The 19,781-nt window shown below is 45.1% G+C and carries 9 protein-coding genes; 1 reads left to right on the forward strand and 8 read right to left on the reverse strand.

Features of this window, described 5'->3' with window-relative positions; all coding sequences use genetic code 11:
• Positions 1–34: 34 nt before the first annotated feature.
• The 4 genes from V7K50_RS29215 to V7K50_RS29230 form a co-directional block, all read right to left on the reverse strand.
• Positions 35–1,351 (reverse strand): hybrid sensor histidine kinase/response regulator, encoded by a 1,317-nt coding sequence (locus V7K50_RS29215; RefSeq protein WP_334966273.1) that lies wholly within the window; start codon positions 1,349–1,351, stop codon positions 35–37.
• Positions 1,348–4,197, reverse strand: a complete 2,850-nt coding sequence (locus V7K50_RS29220) for a CHASE2 domain-containing protein (RefSeq protein WP_334966275.1) — start codon at positions 4,195–4,197, stop codon at positions 1,348–1,350. The genes V7K50_RS29215 and V7K50_RS29220 overlap by 4 nt, the downstream gene beginning before the upstream one ends.
• An 83-nt stretch (positions 4,198–4,280) precedes the next feature.
• Complete coding sequence (locus V7K50_RS29225) at positions 4,281–5,321, reverse strand: DUF928 domain-containing protein (protein WP_334966277.1); 1,041 nt, start codon at positions 5,319–5,321, stop codon at positions 4,281–4,283.
• 281 nt (positions 5,322–5,602) lie between these two features.
• Positions 5,603–8,152 (reverse strand): CHAT domain-containing protein, encoded by a 2,550-nt coding sequence (locus V7K50_RS29230; RefSeq protein ID WP_334966279.1) that lies wholly within the window; start codon positions 8,150–8,152, stop codon positions 5,603–5,605.
• A 159-nt stretch (positions 8,153–8,311) separates the two neighbouring features.
• Between V7K50_RS29230 and V7K50_RS29235 the strand changes: the two genes are divergently transcribed.
• Entirely contained in the window at positions 8,312–8,965 is a 654-nt protein-coding gene (locus V7K50_RS29235; protein ID WP_334966281.1) for a Uma2 family endonuclease, read from the forward strand.
• 500 nt (positions 8,966–9,465) lie between these two features.
• Here the strand turns inward: V7K50_RS29235 and V7K50_RS29240 are convergent, their stop codons facing one another.
• The 4 genes from V7K50_RS29240 to V7K50_RS29255 form a co-directional block, all read right to left on the reverse strand.
• Positions 9,466–11,919 carry an S-layer family protein gene (locus V7K50_RS29240; protein WP_334966283.1) on the reverse strand — a complete coding sequence of 818 codons (2,454 nt, stop codon included), beginning with the start codon at positions 11,917–11,919 and terminating at the stop codon, positions 9,466–9,468.
• A 125-nt stretch (positions 11,920–12,044) separates the two neighbouring features.
• On the reverse strand, positions 12,045–14,573 hold the full coding sequence (locus tag V7K50_RS29245) for an S-layer family protein (protein ID WP_334966285.1): 2,529 nt from the start codon (positions 14,571–14,573) through the stop codon (positions 12,045–12,047).
• Positions 14,574–14,639: 66 nt separating this feature from the next.
• On the reverse strand, positions 14,640–17,093 hold the full coding sequence (locus tag V7K50_RS29250) for an S-layer family protein (RefSeq protein ID WP_334966601.1): 2,454 nt from the start codon (positions 17,091–17,093) through the stop codon (positions 14,640–14,642).
• A 120-nt stretch (positions 17,094–17,213) separates the two neighbouring features.
• Positions 17,214–19,730 carry an S-layer family protein gene (locus V7K50_RS29255; RefSeq protein ID WP_334966287.1) on the reverse strand — a complete coding sequence of 839 codons (2,517 nt, stop codon included), beginning with the start codon at positions 19,728–19,730 and terminating at the stop codon, positions 17,214–17,216.
• Positions 19,731–19,781: the final 51 nt, after the last annotated feature.

Raw genomic sequence — 19,781 nt, forward strand, 5'->3', positions numbered from 1 at the left:
TAAAACACTAAATATATATTATGGAAAAGCCTAATTAGTAATTACTTGATAACATCGGCAGAGTAATAATAAACTTTGTCCCATCACCAGGCATTGACAAGCAGTTGACTTGTCCATTGTGTTTATCAACAATAATTTGGTAGCTGATTGCTAATCCTAGCCCCGTTCCCTTGCCCACGGACTTGGTTGTGAAAGATTGCTCAAAAATCCGAGCCTGCACCTCAGTAGACATACCAGGGCCATTATCCTGAATGCAAATTGTGACGGTTTGTTGCTGAAGATTAACCGATGTAGTAATGGTGATGATGTTTGGACAAGCAACAATCTCTTGATCGGAGTGGTTTTGATGGAGTTCATCAAATGCATCAATGGCATTGGCAATGATATTCATGAACACCTGATTAAGTTGTCCAGGATAGCAGATGATTGGAGGTAAATCACCGTATTGTGTTACAACCTGGATTTTAGTGCGATCGCCCTTACCTTGGAGTCGATGTTTCAACAGCATTAAGGTGCTATTGATTCCTTCGTGAATCTGAAACTCCACCGGAGATGAAATATCTGCGCGAGCAAAAGTTCTCAGAGAGAGGCTGATATCTTTAAGACGGGTAATTCCCTGGTGCATTGATACCAGCAGTTTTGGTAGATCCTCTGCCAGATACTCCAAGTCGATTTCTTCAATCAGCTCTTGAATTTCCGCGTCTGGCTGCGGTAGCTTCTGCTGTTGTAAGTTTACCAAGCGAAGCAGATTATTGACATATTCCTCAATATAGGATAAATTTCCGCTCACAAAACCAACCGGATTATTAATCTCATGACCAATACCTGCAACCATCTGGCCGAGAGCGGACATTTTCTCACTCTGGATCATTTGTAGTTGGGTTTGTTGTAACTGGTGTAGAGATTGAGTTAATTCTGCGGTGCGCTCTTGCACACGTTCTTCTAATGTGCGAGTCAGATGGGAAATTTTGAGGTGTAATTTTAAACGGGCAATGACTTCTTCCTGCTGGAAGGGTTTGGTAATGTAGTCAACTGCACCTATTTCCAATCCCGCCACCTTGTCTGTAGAATCGGAGAGGGCAGTCATGAAAATCACCGGAATATTCTGAGTGATGGGATCGGTTTTCAACCTGCGACAAGTTTCAAATCCATCAATACCTGCCATCATCACATCCAAGAGAATGAGATCGGGATGAGCATAGGCTGTTTGTTCGATCGCTGACTCTCCATCTGTCGCCATGAGAGCTTTCCAGCCACACCTCTGAATGGCTTCAGATAGCAACTTGAGATTGTTTGGATTGTCATCCACCAACAAAATACGTATTGGTTTCGAGAGAGGAACAGCGATCATGGATGTAACTCCGTTGTGACAAATGATTTGAGGAACTTACGGATTTTTCCGGTTTGGAAATTAGCAGTGAGTTTGGTTAACTCTGCCGCGAAGGGAGCTAGCTGACTGTTTTGCTCAATTAGCTCTCCTAATATTCCCTCCATCGCGGAGATATCCCCCATCATTGCCAGATGATAGAGTTGTTGCAAAACATCCTGGGATGGTAAAACCCATTCACTACTAGTTACCTGCTCACCTTTGGGAGGTGAAGATTGAGCATATATCCACTCTACTTTCAACAGCGATCGCAGTCTATTGATTAGTTCATCGATTTGGAGGGGTTTGGATAGGAATGCTGTTGCCCCTGCCTCTAAACTACGCTGGCGATTTTCCTCAAAGACGCTGGCACTAGAGACGATAATGGGAATAGAGCTGGTTTCGGGATTCCCTTGGAGATGAAACATTAGTTCAAAACCATCCATGTTGGGCATAGCTAAATCGAGCAGAATCACATCTGGATTGTGTTCATTTGCCACCTGTAGCCCATGTTTGCCATCGTTAGCTTCCAGGGTTCGACAGCCAATTTGTTGCAACATACTGGTCAACATAGAACAGTGGTTGCTATCGTCATCGACAATGAGAATCTGAGGCGCATTACCCCGAATTCCGATAATTTTCTGGGCAGTTGGGGGAGTCGTTCTTACTTGCCAGTCATGATCCAGTGATACTGGTACTGTCAAATCCAGCCAAAACATACTTCCTTGCCCTGGCTGACTCTGCACCTGGATTTGGCTGCCCATCAATGCGGCAATTCTTTGGCTAATGGCCAATCCCAAGCCAGTACCTTCAGATCGCTGCCCTGCTTCACCCACTTGCTCAAAGGGCAAAAAGATTTTCTGGAGTTGGTTTGGTAACATCCCAATACCCGTATCTTCAATTTGAAAACGAATCTTGGGGGTTGGGGATTGGGGATTGGGGAAGGTGGGGACCCCTCTGGGGATAAGGGGTAATGGGGATTGGGTATTCTCTTTGTCCCCCTTGTCCCTAGTCTCCAGTCCCCAGTCCCCAGCCCCCAGTACTTCTACCTTGAACGTTACGCCACCACTATCTGTAAATTTGATCGCGTTGCCCAGCAAGTTAATCAACACTTGCCGTAGCCGTTTTTCATCGACTTCAATGGCAACTGGTAGGCGATCGCTAATTAAGATATTAAATTTAATGCCTTTCTCTTCGGCCCGGATACCACAAATCTCAGTCACACCATGTAAGAAATTGGGCAGATGCACATTGGTTACAACCAAATCCAATTTCCTTGCTTCTATCTTCGAGAGATCGAGAATGTCATTGATCAGCATCAAAAGGTGCGATCCGCATTGGTAGATAATGCTGACTCCTTCTAGGTTTTTAGCTGTCATGTTTGGCGATGCTTGTAGTACCTGGGCAAAACCAAGGATGCCATTGAGAGGTGTGCGTAGTTCGTGGCTCATATTGGCGAGAAACTCGCTCTTGGCCTGATTGGCAGCATCGGCAGCTTGCTTTGCCTCAACCAATTCATGAGTTCGTTCTTCGACTTTTGTCTCCAGGGTTTTAGAGTAATCTAATAGTTGACTGTTGGCAATTTCTAGTTGACGATTTGTTTCTTCTAACTTCTGCTGTTTATAAGCGTTTGTTGTGGCAATCACACTACCGATAAATGCGGCTAAGGCTGGTGTTACCGGAATTAAAACACCATGCAAAAATATCCCATATCCACCCCCTATGATGGCTCCAGTGATGCCTACAGTTGCCCAAAGAATTTTGCCACCGGGAACCTGTCGTCTGGTACGCGCACTAGCTAACCACCAACTGCCCGTAGAACCGATGACAGAGCAAAAAACAATCCAGAGTGATAGAAAAGTTCCAGAAACGCCTTTTAATCCGGCTTTTCCTGTTTTTGCGCCTTGTACTAGTTGGTGAGCAATGTTGGCATGAATAACCACACCTGGAGTTGGTTTTTGAGCCGATACCCAGGAAGAGAAAGGTGTGCTGAAGAAATCATTGGTACTAGAGGCGATTGAGCCAATAAATACCATGCGATCGCGCATCAAATTTGCTGGAATTTTCCCTGCTAAGACATCGCGCATGGCAACTGTCCGAAATGCTGCCTCTGTTCCATACCAATTGAGCAGAATTTGATAGCCTCCTAAATCGGCATCGGTATAACCTGCTTCTTGATTTTGCAGTGGTAAGTAAATTTCTTTGCCCAAGCGGAACTTTTGCTTTTGGGGGTCAATGTTTTCTAAGCTAATTTTTTCAGCTTCGAGGTACTTCAGGGCGACAAGGGTTGCAAGTCCGGGTTTAAGGGTGTTTTTCTCTTTGGTATCTTCAGCTGTCAGAAGCACCCGACGCACAAAGCGATCGCCATCCAATACCAAATCGGCTAATCCTACCTGATCCTTTTTTTTCAATTCCGGTGGGGGATTGACACGTTCGCCGGTAATTTTCTCGACTCCGATCAAATTGGGAGTGTTGCGAAAAACTTGCACAAGTTGCTCATATCCGCTTCCTTCGGGTAAATCTCGATAGAGATCCAATCCAATGGCGCGGGGCTGTTGCGATCGGATTTTTTCTAGTAATCGTGCCAGCGCCCAGTCTGGAATCGGCCATTTCTGCACCGATTGGATATCGCGTTCATCAATTGTCACAATCACAATTTGATCGGCGATCGCCTGTGAGGATCGCTGACGAACCCATTCGTCACGAATTTTCCATTCCGGTAAATTAAAAAGTCCCAACGATTGCCCAACCATAACCGTCAAGGCAACGCTGGGAGTAATAACTAAAACGCTGCGAGTGCGTTGGATAAAAGCCTGGAATCTGCGCCACATATTTGTGCTATCCGGTTATCTGGGTCAACCTTGATGGAGCAACACCCCACCAAAACCTGTTTAGAATTGACCTGACATTAACATTAGTTAATCGATGCTGTGACAATCTCCTTCAAACTCACTGAGGATAGAAGTTCTTCCCATTGTTTGCGGAGGGTTACATCGTTAGGTTGGGCGGTGTATGTCGCTGCAAGTGTTGCCACACAGTCATACCAAACACCGTATTTCCCCAAAGCAGTAGCCCGCTTCAGAGCATCTTGCTGTTGCATTGCTGTTGCCAACTCTGCACTGGGCTGGATACGCTGAACCCAACCATCGACGTAAGGCGTACTTGGGCTGAGTTGTCCATCTACTTTGAGTGCTAGGAACCATTGATAGTTTTTACCAATGGCTAAAGCGGGTGCATTGGCTGGTAATTTGATCGCCATTACCCCAGTTTTCCCCGCAACTGGAATAGTCATTTGATGTTGCATATTGCCAGCTTCATCCTTGAGGCTGAACACCGCTTCTTGGGCATTGGAAGCCGGGAGATACACCAGAATTGTGGGACGTTCAGACACTGTTGTGCCATAGAAGTTTTGGGGCAAGAGGGCGATTAGTGCTGCTGGTTGTGTTGCACTTACAGTCGATGGATTCAAATAGTAATTACCTACGCGAGAAGCTCCTCCAGTTGCTTGTTGAGGTGTACCTTTTCCGGCAGCAGGTGTAAAGAGATCGCCCCGTGAAGCTCCCCCAGTTGCTTGTCTGGGCGTACCTTTCCCGGCGGCAGGTGTAAAGAGGTTGCCCCGTGAAGCTCCTCCCGTTGCTTGTCTGGGCGTACCTTTCCCGGCGGCAGGTGTAAAGAGGTTGCCCCGTGAAGCTCCTCCCGTTGCTTGTCTGGGCGCACCTTTCCCGGCGGCAGGTGTAAAGAGGTTGCCTCGAGAAGCTCCTCCCGTTGTTTGTCTGGGCGCACCTTGCCCAGCAATAGGTGTAAAGATATTACCCCGAGAAGCTCCTCCCGTTGCCTGACTAGGAGAGCCATTGTTAGGGGGTGGGGTAAATGTAACAGCATGGGCACTAGTCCATGCACTGCTAGTAATCAGAGTGATGACGCTCAATATACTAGCTAAATATCGACGTTTCATGATGTTTTACCTCATCTAATTGAAATGTGAGACAAAATACCTTTCCTTTGACTATGGACAGAAGCTCAGAGAATAAGTCCAAGCAACAGTCAACAGATTTTAAATTTTGGATTGGTGACACCTACAAGAGGTTTACCATAGCGGGATATTAGTCCGGCATGAACAAAAGAATTTAAAATTGGCACAGTCAAATTAGGGAACTTCTAGTATAGGAAAAGCTTCGTGGGAATGCTGTAAATATTACATGATATATTTGGGTTTGAGTACGTGTGATTACTTATTTAAATCCAGTTGCCAATCAAAACAAAGCCAGACCAAAAGAAGGGATCGCGGAAATCAGTTTGGCGAATTAGGTTAATTTGTGCTTGTCTGAGTGCTTCGGCTTTAGTGATTTTGGGCTGTCGCAGTTGGTCATAGAAGCGAGTCATCAGCATCGCGGCTGCCTGATCTTTCACAGGCCAGAGGGTGGCGATAGTTGAGCGAGCGCCGGATTTGACAGCCAAACCCGCCAGTCCCAAGACGGCGCGATCGTCTCCTGCGGCTGTATCGCAGGCACTTAGTACCAACAACTCGATAGCTTTTGATGGATCGTTACCCCGATTTTTCAGAAGTTCAGATAACTCCTTAACGTTGACTTCTCCATCCCAAGTGAGCAAGAAGGTATCTTCGAGGCGAGAACTAAATTGTCCGTGGGTTGCTAGGTGGACAATACCTGCGCTACTAGATTTCACCCGTTCAGCCAGGGCTTGACTAGTAAATTCCTGGTTCAGCAACATCGAGGAGGATACGGTTTTGGAGATTTGTTTCACTTCTGATTCGACGGCGGGCAAAGCCGCAAAGCCAGCACGAGCTTTGCTAATACCACCCACGATCGCACTGATCTGGTTTTGATGATGCGATCGCGTTGCCATCAGTTGCAATCCTGGTGAAAGCGCCACTGCATACTTCTCAATCAGATATTGCTTACCGTCAGAAAGAGCTGCTATGGGAATGTTCCGTAACCGACCATCCAAAACAAACACCAATGTCTTCGTATCAATAAATGCTTGCTCTTTTTCGGCTGGACGAATCAACCAATCATAAATCTCTTGGGAAAATCGCTCCCGATCTTTGGAGTCCGAGACAGGATTGAGAGCAACCAAAAAGTTGTCTAAAGTCTGCTCAATTTCAGCTTGAGATTTGTGAGTGATATATGAACGGAGTGGTTGCCCTGCTTTGGAGACGATGACTGTGAGACGATCTGGTAGGATGATCGGATAAAGGATGGTTGCAGTGGGATCAACTTGATCAATTTGTTGAGTTCTATCTAAACAGGCTTCCCGAAAAAAGTTATCCAGTTCCGCAATTTGCAGTGCCTCAATCAATTCACGAGCTTGCATTAATGCAGCTTGACTCGGTTGATTATCTAGAAGTAAGCCCACCAATTCTCGGTAAACAGGCTCAACGCTGCTGCGAAAAGAGAATTGGAGATCAGGGTTGATGGCCACCAAATCCCCCCGCAGTGCTTTTAAGGCATTGACGGCTTCTGTATAGGCACTAATTGCTTTTAAGCGATCGCCTTGTTGCTTATACAACTGTCCCATTTCCCAGGCAGACTGAGCAATAATATCGTTAGCTTGGAGTTGACGGGCAATGTCAAGGGATTTCTGAGTTAACTCCTGTGCTTCAGATAACTGCTTTGTACGACGATAGAGTTTTCCCCACTCATGCAGTGCATGAGCTTGAGCTTGAGTATCTTGGATTTGCTGTGCAGATTCGACTGTGGCTCCCATCAGTTGCGCCAAATCTTTGAGCGGTAGAATTTGGTTAGAATTTGACTGGTGATTGAGGGTGGCAACAAAATTGATCGCTGCGAAGAGGGAGGTGTGACTGGGGGGCAGTTCCCTAAGTTGTTGGAGTAGTTGCGGTGCGAGTGGGATAGCAAACTCAGCTTTGTCGTAATGGAGAAAAAGTTTGAACTGAGCTAAACGCGCTTGCAACTCATCGCTTGGGTTGCTGGCTAAGAGTTGAGCTTGTTCAAAGTAATCCAATCCTGTTTCGGGATCTTGCAAGTCAACGGCAGTTTGTCCCAGACTAATCAGGATAGAACTTAATTGGGGTTTGGCTGCAATTTTCTGAGCGATCGCTAAACTTTGCTCTAAAATCTGTTGACTTTTGCCAGAATCACCAATTATTTGCAAGGCTAAACCAAGCGATCGCAATCCACTAACTTTGATTTCATTATCCGCCATCCCTTGAAGTTTTTGAGTCAGCGCCTCCAATTGTTGTTTAGAACGGCGGTAAAATCCTAAACTTTGTAAAGCTTGTGCCTGGTTGATTTGACTACCCAAGCTGCCCATTTGATCACCGGCTTGTTCATAAAACTTTTGGGCTTGTTGCCAACTTTCCAGAGCGGTTTCAGCTTTGCCAGTGTGCAATTGCAAATTTGCCTGGGTATTGAGTACCTGTGCCCAAATAATTGCATCAGCAGAGGGTTTAACTATTTGCAATAGTTTCAGACTTTGCTCAATAGACTGTTGGGCTACTTGCCATTGATTAAGTTCTTGTTGTGCTAGTGAAAGGTAACTTAAGGTCAAGGCTTCGTTCAGGCGATCACCTTGGGTATGATACTGTTGTGTTGCGGTTTGCCAAACCGTCACTGCTTCGGTAAAGCGCCCCGATTGGTAGAGGTTTCGTCCTTGTTCTAGCCAATTGGTGGGTTGGGAAGAAGAGAAGGCTGGGGTTGTTACTGGTGGAGATGCTTTTACAGGTGTAATGATAAATGCTAAACATAAAGTGAAAATGCTGAGGCTGACATATAGCCAACGAGTTTGTTTAATTCCGAAAAACATAAATAATTACTTATTATTGAGCAGTTTATTTCAAGATTAGTCACGATTCAAGTGTTCATGAAATCACTAATAGATGTATATTGCCCAACTTGTAATGGGATCTATCAGTTGATGAGCGATCGCATACAATTAAACTACTGTGTCATTCCGGGTTAACCTATGACCACCTTCAATCGCCGCGATGCAGATTTATATTTTCCCGACAGCGACGGTAAGCCAATGGCAGACAATACCGAACAGTTTCGTTGGATTGTTCTAATTAAGGAAAATCTGGAAATTCTGTTTGCTGATGAACGGAATGTATTTGTGGCGGGAGATTTGCTCTGGTTCCCGGTGAAATCGCGCTTAATCTCACCAGTTGCACCGAATACAATGGTGGTGTTTGGTAGACCAAAGGGACGGCGGGGATCTTATAAACAGTGGCAGGAAGACAATATAGCCCCACAAGTGGTATACGAAATTCTCTCCCCCAGCAACAATGCTCTTGAGATGGAACGCAAGCTAGAGTTTTACCAGACTTATGGGGTGGAAGAATACTATCAGTATGACCCAGACCGCTACGAACTCAAAGGTTGGCGTCGTCTTGATGAACAGTTGCTACCAATTGCTCAGATGGATGGGTGGACGAGTCCTCGGTTGGGGATTCGGTTTGCAGTGGGCAACCATGAACTGGTGATTTACCGACCAGATGGGCGGAAATTTTTGAGTCCGGTGGAGTTGGAGCAACGGGCAAAACAGGCAGAGCAACAATTGCAAGATATGCAAGCGCTGCTTCAGCAGTACCGCGATCGCTTTGGGGAATTAGACCATTAGGGACTGACAAATAAAAAAATATCCAATTAACTCTTGTGGGGTGGGCGTCTCGCCATTAGTGTCAAGTTAAGCTAAAACTTCCTACGTCAATAAGCATTTATGCTTAAAAATGTGGTTTAAAAGGGACAAAAAACGAACTTTTTCAGGGATTATTAATGCTTTGTTTATCAGCATCACTGCCAGGTTGCGTATAAAACTCATAAAAAAATTCACATTTATACTTCGTTCCAAACAAAACCTATCGTTGACAAATGGGTTTTAACTTTAAGTTGACACTAATGGCGTCTCGCCCGCCCTATGGACTGGGCGCTGATGTTGCCCACCGCACAATATTCGATAAGTAGGTGGGCGCTAAAAAACACAACTATATTAAGAAATGTAAATAGCTTAAAAGTTTATATTCAAAGCGTTTCTGGGGATTTACATAAGTTTACGTAGTTCGGTTTAATTGTGCCTACCTACTTAATTTATTTCTTGGAGTTCCCTTAGCTCTAGAAAAATTAACTTTTGGTCACAGCAGCACAGGTTAATGGTTGCTGCACCTGAGCGGAAGATTTATCTGCAACTAACTCGATTTTTCCTTGGGCGTTGCGATGCCAAGATGTAGCTTGAATAAGAGTTTCTGGAGCGGTGGGTATTTGTGCTTGTAAAGCTTGTGTTTTGCGGTATGCTGAGAGATCGCGGATATCAGACCAAGTGCGTAGGCGTAGCCCGTCGTAGACATCGCTCCCAATTTGCTGCGTTGGATTTTGCGGAATTCCACCCCGTCCTGTTGCCACAAAACTACTACCAGTATTCTTAGAACAACCTGTAGCAATTTGTTGGGATGAATCAACTAAATTTACAGGTAATTCGACTAAACCAGAACTGGGGTCAACGCCAAAATTATTAATATCTACCGTACCGTTAACCCCAAATTGGGAACTGGCTGTGATGTCGTTTTCTCTTGTGAGTTCGTTACGGTATTTTAGCCCGAATATGCCTTGGGTGTTGATTTGAATGTTGCCCCCATTACCTTGGACTGCGTTGGCGATGATATCGCTATTTTCCCAGCCGACGATGATGGGAGAGTTAATGGTGATGTTGCCACCATTGCCGATACCACCTGCATTAGTAACAATTGAACTACCACGACGCATGATCAAGTCATTTGCCTGGATAAAAATATTACCGCCTTCACCCTGAAAAGTAGCGGCGGTAAGGCTACTACCATTGTCAAGACGGATTGAACCTGCATTAATTTCAAGTTTTCCAGCATCGCCAATGCCTTGATGATCAACACCAACAATCGCCCCATCTGTAATCTGCAAGCGTGGGGTGTTAACAACGAGTTTACCTGTGTTACCTGTGATTACATCTGGTAATCCAAGTAGTTGCCGAATGGGTGGTGGAAGTAATTCGGCCCTAGCACCAATTCGACTTGGGAAACGAGAAATACTACTCATTCCACTGACTTCAACGGTATCAGAAGCATTGATTAGCAAATCCCCTCCATTGCCGCTATTTACGGTAGAGGCAAGGATACCTCCTCCATCCTGTACTCTCAGTTTGGCAGTATTAATAGTTAATTGGCCTGCATTTGCTTGGCTGAATGTGCTAACCACTATGAGGCTATCATTCAAATTTTGCCCCATCACTTCGATGAAATCAGCAGCATTAATCGTGATATTACCTCCCATACCATTTGCCAAGCTAACATTGTCGATCTGAGCACCATCTAAAATCTGCAATTTTTTGGTAACTACTCGAATATCACCACTTTTCCCCGAATTGCTGGTGTTAGTAATCAGTGAACTGCTCAATCCACTAATAGGTGATAATCCCACAAGTTGAAGCAAATCTCCAATTTCCACAGAAATATTACTTCCTGAACCTTTACCAAAATTGAATCCATTAATAGTACCACCATCGTAGAGGAATAGTTGGGAGGCAGAAACTAAAATATTACCCCCAGCACCATCACCAAAATTATCAGCACGCAATAGACTTTGTGGAAATCCATCAGTGCCAACTCCCCCCAGTTGCAATGACTCACTAGCATTAGCGCTAATCTCGCCTGAATTATTGCTTCCTTGATTAACTAATAGGGCAGCAGACCCATCTTGCAAGCTAATATTTCGACCCTGGAAATGAATAGAACCCGCAGGGGTGCCACTGGCATCGGCAAGGGATTGATGGGACAGATGAATATTCCCAAATTGCTTTATATTGTCATAATCAAAATTCCAATGAGGAGAAGAGGTGTTGAGATTAACTGTGCCATTACTGGCGCTACCGAGTTCAATATGTCCAGAAGGTGCATTTAACACTCCACCATCTAAGGCTACTTCTCCCCCGATCAATGCCAAGTTATTACCAGAGGTAACGCTTAATCCTACAGGATTGTTACTTCGATCCAGAGGAGAACCTATAGCATTACCAATATTAATTAAACGGTGTCCGGTGTTTTGGACGGTAATATCTCCCGGATTTTGCCCCATTTGCAACCCAATTGGCACACTTATTGTTAACAACGGTGTAGCACCGGGATTAGTCGCACTAAACTCTATTCCATCGGCAAACTTAATGCTATTCGCCGTCGTTCCCACAAACGAGCCGCCAATATTCAACGAGGCATTTTTTCCAAACACAATCCCCCCCGGATTCATTAAAAACAAACTTACAGGATTATTACCGTTGAGAGTTTGAATTAATCCATCAATATGGGAAACATTTCCACCTGTCACCCGACTAAATATGGTAGTGATATTTGGCGTGTTGATTAAATTAAAGTTGGCAGAACCACCTGTAGGCACAGAGAAATTACTGAAACTATGAAATAAATTATTACCTTTTTCAATACCGTTAAGAATTGTGAAATTATTACCATTTGGATTAACAATGGTGTTGATTGTGCCATCGGATGTCACTTGAGCGTTGGCGCAACCACTCCAAGGGACTATCGCCCTTAGCATGATTCCTGGAGTGAATAACAACCCACTTATTAATATAAATAGAAAGGGTACGACTCTCATCACCAAAGACTTCTTTTACTGATTTAAAGTTAGAGTTCCCATTCAGGGCATGATTAATAACATGATTAACTTTTGGTCACAGCCCCACAGATTAATGGTTGCTGCACCTGAGCGGAAGATTTATCTGCAACTAACTCGATTTTTCCTTGGGCGTTGCGATGCCAAGATGTAGCTTGAATAAGAGTTTCTGGAACGGTGGGTATTTGTGCTCGTAAAGCTTGTGTTTTGCGGTATGCTGAGATGTCTCGGATGTCAGACCAAGTGCGTAGGCGTAGCCCCTCGTAGACATCGCTCTTCATTTCTTGCGTGGGATTTTGTGGTATTCCACCCCTTCCTGTAGCTACAAAACTACTACCAGTATTATGAGAACAGTCTGTAGCAATTTGCTGCGATGAGTCGGTAACATTTGTTGGTAGTTGTACTAAACCAGAACTGGGATCAACGCCGATATTATTAATTTGAACGGTGCCGTTGACATTGAATTCGGAACTGGCAGTGATGTCATTGGTGAGGTCGGTTCTGGGGGTGAGGGTATTGCGAAAAGCTAGACCAATAATGCCTTGAGTGGTGATGTTAATGTTACCGCCACGACCTTGGACTGCATTGGCGATGATGTCGCTGTTTTCTAACCCAACAATTACTGGTGCGTTAATCAACAGGTTGCCACCATTACCGTTGCCCGCAGCAGTGGCAGAAATTAGGCTATCATGACGCATTAGCAGATAATCTTGTAAGTTTAATTTGACATTACCCCCGTTCCCAGAGGCGGTTGATGCGGTGATAGCACCTTGGTTGTCAAGGAAAATAGAGTTGGCGTTAAAGAGCAAATCCCCTGCTCTACCTGGGCCATCATTTTTGACGGTCACAAGTGCCCCATCTGTGATGCGTAACGACGGGGTGTTAATCGTGAGGGAACCCGCATTCCCGCTGGGAATGGCAGAAAGTCCAAAGGTAGCTTGAGTGCCTTGATCGATAATCACGGCGCTTGAACCAATGAAACTAGGTAGGATTGATCCAGCGCCTCTACCCCTGATATCTACGGAGTCTGAAGCGTTAATCGTCACGCTACCGGCTGAACCGGTGGCAACGGTGCTAGACCCTAGAAAGCCACCGTCTCGAATCACTAAGCGGGACGTCTTGATGAACGTATTATTGGCATTGCCAGAACCGAGAACCGATGTAAACAAGGAACTTGGGAATAATGTAATGGGGTTGTTGCCAGCAATCTCGATCAAATCTTGGGCATTCACTCGCATCGTTCCACTCTGTCCAGAACTCAGGCTTGTAGAAGCAAGAGAGCCAGCATTCAGAAGCCTCAGGCTGCCCGTAGAGACAGTCAGATCCCCAGCGTTGGCGGCGGAGAATGTGGTGGTTAAGATCAATGAAGGCAGAACTAGATTGACGGGGGCAAAGCCATCGATATTGGTTGAGTCTGCAACATTGACTGTTATATTGCCACCAGGTGCTTGAGCAAACTTCCGATTATTGATTTGTCCACCATTTTGGAGGGATAGCTGGGCGGCAGAGATAGTAATATCGCCCGTCTGACTCGTTCCTAAGTTGTCGATTTGGATGAGGCTGCCCTGTCTTCCATCGGGTGTATTCCCAGTCAGGTTAAGAGTCCCGGTGGCATTGACTGTAATTCCAAGAGACGGTTGTGTACCAAGGTTTTGGATCAAGGCTACCGAACCCTCGGTGAGGTTGATATTCCGTCCAAGTAATTGGATCGAGCCGTTGCTACCACTGGCATCTAACAGAGATTGCTGGGCGAGATGGATATCGTTGAATTGTCGCACCTCTGAGTAATCCCCGACCCAGCCGGTAAGAGTGGGATTGAGTCTGATTTGCCCATCGCTGACACTGCCTATTTCCAAATGCCCGCCACCTTTAACGGCTGCAATGCCACCAGTGAAGTTAACTGTACTGCCTAGAAGCGCCAGTGTATTACCAGCCCTGACTTCCAACCCACTGGGATTCTGGCTGCGATCTGCGGGAGTAAAAGATCCACTGGTCAGGCGATGTCCATTTCCTTGCACGGTAATCTCTCTGGAATTTTGCCCCATCTGCAACCCAATCGGCACACTCATTGTCAGCAACGGCTTTGCTGTTGGATTTAAGGCACTAAATTCTGTGCCATCGGCAAACTTAATACTGTTCGCCGTCGTCCCCACAAAGGAGCCGCCAATATTCAACGAAGCATTTTGCCCAAATATAATCCCGTTGGGATTCATCAAAAACAAACTTACTGGGTTACTACTATTGAGCGTGCTAATTAACCCATCAATATGAGAAATATTCCCACCAGTAACCCGACTAAATATGGTTGTAATATTTGGTGTGTTGATTAAATCAAAAGTCGCCGAACCACCCGTAGGCACAGAGAAATTACTGAAACTATGAAATAAATTATTACCTTTTTCCAGACCATTAAGAATTGTGTAATTATTACTACTATGGTTCACAATGGTGTTAATTGTGCCATCAGATGTCACCTGAGCGTTGGCGGAGCCACTCCAAGGGAGTATCGCTCTTAACATCATCCCTGGAATAAATAACCCAGTTGTAAATATAAATAGAAAAGCTAGGACTCTCATCACCAAAAACTTCCTTAACCTGATTTCAAGTTATAGTTCCCGTTGCGGGCATTATTGATAACATGATTAATTTTTGGTAACAGCAGCACAGGTTAATGGTTGTTGTACATTGGCAGTAGCAATATCAGCAACTAACTCAATTTTGCCCTGAGGGTTACGATGCCAGGAAGTAGCTTGGATGAGAGTTTCTCTTGGTGCTGATATTTGGGCTTGTAAAGCTTGTGTTTTTCGGTATGCAGAGATATCGCGGATATCAGACCAAGTGCGTAGGCGTAGCCCGTCGTAGACATCGCTCCCAATTTGCTGTGTTGGATTTTGCGGTACACCACCCCGTCCCGTTGCCACAAAACGACTGCTAGTATTATGAGAACAACCTGTAGCAATTTGTTGGGATGAATCAACTAAGTTTACAGGTAATTCGACTAAACCAGAACTGGGGTCAACGCCAAAATTATTAATATCAACTGTACCGTTAACGCCAAATTGAGAACTAGCGGTGATGTCGTTTTTTGGAGTCAGCTGAGTCCCATATTTTAAACCGAAAATACCCTGAGTCGTAATGTTAATATTACCACCCTGACCTTGGACAGCATTAGCAACAATATCACTGTTTTCTAAGCCCAGAATAATAGGTGAATTGATGAGAATGTTGCCACCGTTACCCGTGCCACCTGCGGTTGCAGTTACGTTGCTGCCATGACGCATAACTAAAGTATTAGCTTGCAGATTAATAGTGCCACCGTCACCGGATTTAGTAGCTGCCGTGATGCTACCAGCGCGATCGAGGAAAATTGTATCCGCATTGATGTAAAGGTTTCCAGCATTGCCAATTCCCAGATGCTCAACCCCAACATTTCCACCATCCGTGATTTGCAGGCGTGAGGTGTTGATCAGCAAGTTTCCCACCGTACCTGTGGGAAAAGGCGGTAAGAAAAACCGCTTCTGAAGGATTACAGGGAGTACTTCAGCCTTTGCACCAATTCTGCTGGGTACACCAGAAATACTACCAATGCCACTAACTTCTATTTTGTCTGAAACATTCACTACCAAATTACCTGAATTTCCACTTGCCAAAGCAGAAGCACTTACGGCTGCACCATCCCGCAGGCTCAATCGAGGAGTATTGATAGTCAATTGACCTGCATTTCCCTGACTGTTTGCATTCACCACGATCAAACTTGTAATCCCAGTGAACGCATTTTCTCCAATCAATTCGATCAACTCAGAGGCGTTAATGGTACTATTCCCACCATCTCCCGTTCCACCACTAAAATCCAATATTGCACCACCTTCTTGAAGCCTCAATTGCCTGGTGGATATCTCAACATTACCTGCCCGTCCAGAACCAAGCGTGTTTGCACTCAGCACACTCGCAAAACCGCGATTAGTAAGGGAAGACCCAATCACTTCAATCGAATCTGCTGCCGTTGCAGAGAGTTTTCCCCCAGTCCCTGCACTGAAGTTCTGGGAACTAACATTTCCCCCATCCAATATCCGAATGTGTGCCGCAGATATCACTAGATTGCTCCCCACACCTGTCCCCACATTGTCGGAATGTAAAAAGTTGAAGTCAAAGCCAAAGGTACCCCCTCCCAGCATCTCAAATAACTGACTGGCGTTGACGACAATATCCCCGGTCTGTTTATTTCCCTGATTGAACAATAAGGCTCCAGAACCGCCTGTCAGTCTAATATTCTCACCCTGGAAGTGGATGGAACCAGCAGGATTACCACTGGCATTGGCAAGGGCTTGGTTGGAAAACTGGATATCCTTAAACTGGTGGATATTGGCATAGTCAAACTTCCAGGTGGAGGTATCTAGATTGACTATTCCGGCACTAGCGCTACCCAGTTCGATGTGTCCAGAGGTCGCCTGCAATACGCCGCCGTCTAAGCTAATAGTTCCCCCCAGCAATCCCAGGGTCTTGCCGGAGGTGACGCTTAATCCTGTGGGAGTTGTGCCCAGCCTTAGGAGATTATTCTGACTAGAATCCAAGCGATGCCCGGTGTTTTGGACGGTAATCGCCCCTGGGTTTTGTCCCATCTGTAAGCCAATTGGTACACTGATAGTTAACAATGGCGTACTTTCGGGATTAACTGCACTAAATTCCGTCCCATCGGCAAACTTAATACTATTCGCGGTCGTTCCCAGAAACGAGCCGCCAATATCCAACCGGGCATTTGCCCCAAACACAATCCCCGCAGGATTCATCAAAAATAGACTTACCGCGTTATGACTATTAAGTGTGCTAATTAACCCATCAATATTAGAAATATTCCCACCTGTAACCCGGCTAAATATAGTTGTAATATTTGGCGTGTTGATTAAATCGAATGTTGCCCAAGCACCAGTAGGTACAGAGAAATTACTAAAACTATGAAATAAATTATTGCCTTTTTCTATACCGTTAATAATTGTAAAATTATTGCCACTTGGATTGACAATGGTGTTATTTGTACCATCAGATGTCACTTGAGCGTTGGCGGAGCCACTCCAAGGGAGTATCGCCTTTAGCATCATCCCTGGAGTGAATAACCCAGTTGTTAATATAAATAGAAAAACTAAGACTCTGATCACGAAAAACTTCCTTAACCTGATTTCAAGTTATAGTTCCCGTTCCGGGCATTATTGATAACATGATTAATTTTTGGTAACAGCAGCACAGGTTAATAGTTGTTGAACATTGGCAGTAGCAATATCAGCAACTAACTCAATTTTGCCCTGAGGGTTACGATGCCAGGAAGTAGCTTGGATGAGAGTTTCTCTTGGTGCTGGTATTTGGGCTTGTAAAGCTTGTGTTTTGCGATATGCTGAGAGATCGCGGATATCAGACCAAGTGCGTAGGCGTAGCCCGTCGTAGACATCGCTCCTCACTTCCTGAGTGGGATTTTGCGGTATACCACCCCGTCCCGTTGCCACAAAACTACTGCCTTGATTACTCGCGCAGCCTGTAGCAATTTGTTGTGACGGATCTGTGATATTTGCTGGTAGCTGGACTAAGCCAGAATTAGGATCAACGCCAATGGTATTGATTTGCACATTACCATTTACACCGAACTGTGAACTCGCCGTAATATCATTTTCAGGGGTGAGTTGGTCACGAAATTTGAGTCCAAAGATGCCTTGAGTTGTGATTTGAATATTGCCCCCCTGACCTTTAATAGCATTAGCAATAATGTCGCTATTTTTTAAGCCGACGATGATGGGTGCATTGATGCTGATATTACCCCCATTTCCTGAGCTACCAGCTGTTGAGGTTATCAGGCTATTGTCTTGCAGAAGCAGCAGGTTTTTGGCGGACAACGTAATATTGCCACCATTACCGGATTCTGTTTGTGCCTGGATCAACCCTTGATTCTTTAATTGGATGGTATCTGCACTGATGTTGAGACTGCCACCATTTCCACTGCCTTGACTGGTGACACTGACTGTCCCGCCATTAGTCAGCGTTAGGCTTGGTGTGGTAATGTTCACAGTGCCAGCATTCGCTGTTAGTATATCTGGCAAACCGAATTGCTGCCGCAAGAAGGGATTCGGTCGGATGGTAGAGGCGTTAATACTACTATTACTTGCCCGACCTTGACCACTGATTGCGATCGATTCGGTGGCGTTGATGCTCAAATCCCCTCCATTCCCGACAAAAAATGTGGTGGCGGCAACTGTTGCCCCATCCAGAATTTGCAAGTTCGCGGTATCCAGCATCAAGGTTTTGGCACTCCCGGTGGCAAATGTAGTTGAGATAATATTGCTGTAAAGCCCAGAGGGGCTTTCTCCCTTGACTGTGGTGTTGGTATTGTGAATCGTCACTTTACCACTAGAGCCACTGCCAAAGGTAATCGAAGATAATGAGCCACCGTTTGATACCAGTAGATTATTACCATTGATTAAGATATCACCAGCATTCCCAGTGCCTTGTGTGTTAGTATTGATAACGCTAACGTTACTAGGATTAGTGGGTTGGAAGCCAGACAGATCGATAGCGGTTGCATCAATGTGGATATTGCCACCCGGAGCTGCTCCAAAAGTGGCGCTATACAACAACCCTCCCTGCTGGAGGTTGAGCCTGGGAGTAATGACGCTGATGTTCCCGCCAAATCCAATACCCAGAGCTTCACTACGTACTCCACTGAGAATCTTAGTATTAAGTGTTATGCCAATTATATCAATTCCCTCCGTAGCCTGAAGGCGAATGTCACCGCCAGGGAGATTGCCGAAATTTTGCGCCAGCACCAGAGAGCCATCGGTGAATTGAATTTGCTTACCCTGAATTTGCACCGAACCTGCATTCACCCCGCTAATATCTAATAGCGATCGCTGTGCCATTTGAATATCGCCAAAGCTTTGTATGTCCCCATATCCCAATGTATAGCCCTGTGCAGTTGGCATCAGGTTGACCAATCCTGCACCACTCACACTACCCAATTCAACTCGCCCTTGTTCGGCGAGCAGGGTTGCCCCATTTAGATGTAGGTCGCCACCCACCAAAGCTAGGGTGTTTCCCGACTGTACCCGCAGTTTTGTAAAACTAGGAATCCGAGTCAGGGGAGCCAGAGCCAGTCCACTAGCATTGATCAAGGAGTATCCTGTGCCTTGAACTGTAATCGGTGCAGAATTACTGCCCATTTGCAAACCAATGGGAACATTGATACTCAATAACGGGGTGGCTTGCGAATTAATGGCGCTAAACTCAACGCTATCGGCAAATTTGATGCTGTTGGCAGTTGTGCTGATAAACGAGCCGCCAATATTCAATTGAGCATTTTCCCGAAACACAATTCCCGCAGGATTCATTAAAAATAAACTCACAGGATGATTACTGTTGAGAGTTTGAATTAATCCGTTTATATCGGAAACATTTCCACCCGTAACCCGACTAAATATAGTTGTAATATTTGGCGTGTTGGTTAAATCAAAATTTGCTGAAGTACCTGTAGGCAAAGAAAAATTACTAAAACTATGAAATAAATTATTACCTTTTTCAATACCGTTAAGAATATTAAAATTATTCCCACTTGAATTGACAATGGTGTTAGTTGTGCCATCGGATGTTACTTGAGCGTTGGCGGAGCCACTCCAAGGGAGTATCGCCGATAGCATCATCCCTGGAGTGAATAACAACCCACTTATTAATATAAATAGAAAGGGTACGACTCTCATCACTAAAAACTTCCTTAGCCGGATTTAAAGTTAGAATTCCCATTCAGGGCA

This window comes from Nostoc sp. (assembly GCF_036917135.1).
Lineage (GTDB): Bacteria > Cyanobacteriota > Cyanobacteriia > Cyanobacteriales > Nostocaceae > Nostoc.

What these genes read in the sequence shown, in the direction of transcription:
- V7K50_RS29225 (WP_334966277.1), bottom strand. Translation starts at nt 5,321, where the DNA reads ATGAAACGTCGATATTTAGCTAGTATATTGAGCGTCATCACTCTGATT.
- V7K50_RS29245 (WP_334966285.1), bottom strand. Translation starts at nt 14,573, where the DNA reads ATGAGAGTCCTAGCTTTTCTATTTATATTTACAACTGGGTTATTTATT.
- V7K50_RS29220 (WP_334966275.1), bottom strand. Translation starts at nt 4,197, where the DNA reads ATGTGGCGCAGATTCCAGGCTTTTATCCAACGCACTCGCAGCGTTTTA.
- V7K50_RS29215 (WP_334966273.1), bottom strand. Translation starts at nt 1,351, where the DNA reads ATGATCGCTGTTCCTCTCTCGAAACCAATACGTATTTTGTTGGTGGAT.
- V7K50_RS29235 (WP_334966281.1), top strand. Translation starts at nt 8,312, where the DNA reads ATGACCACCTTCAATCGCCGCGATGCAGATTTATATTTTCCCGACAGC.
- V7K50_RS29255 (WP_334966287.1), bottom strand. Translation starts at nt 19,730, where the DNA reads ATGAGAGTCGTACCCTTTCTATTTATATTAATAAGTGGGTTGTTATTC.
- V7K50_RS29250 (WP_334966601.1), bottom strand. Translation starts at nt 17,093, where the DNA reads ATGATGCTAAAGGCGATACTCCCTTGGAGTGGCTCCGCCAACGCTCAA.
- V7K50_RS29230 (WP_334966279.1), bottom strand. Translation starts at nt 8,152, where the DNA reads ATGTTTTTCGGAATTAAACAAACTCGTTGGCTATATGTCAGCCTCAGC.
- V7K50_RS29240 (WP_334966283.1), bottom strand. Translation starts at nt 11,919, where the DNA reads ATGCTAAGGGCGATAGTCCCTTGGAGTGGTTGCGCCAACGCTCAAGTG.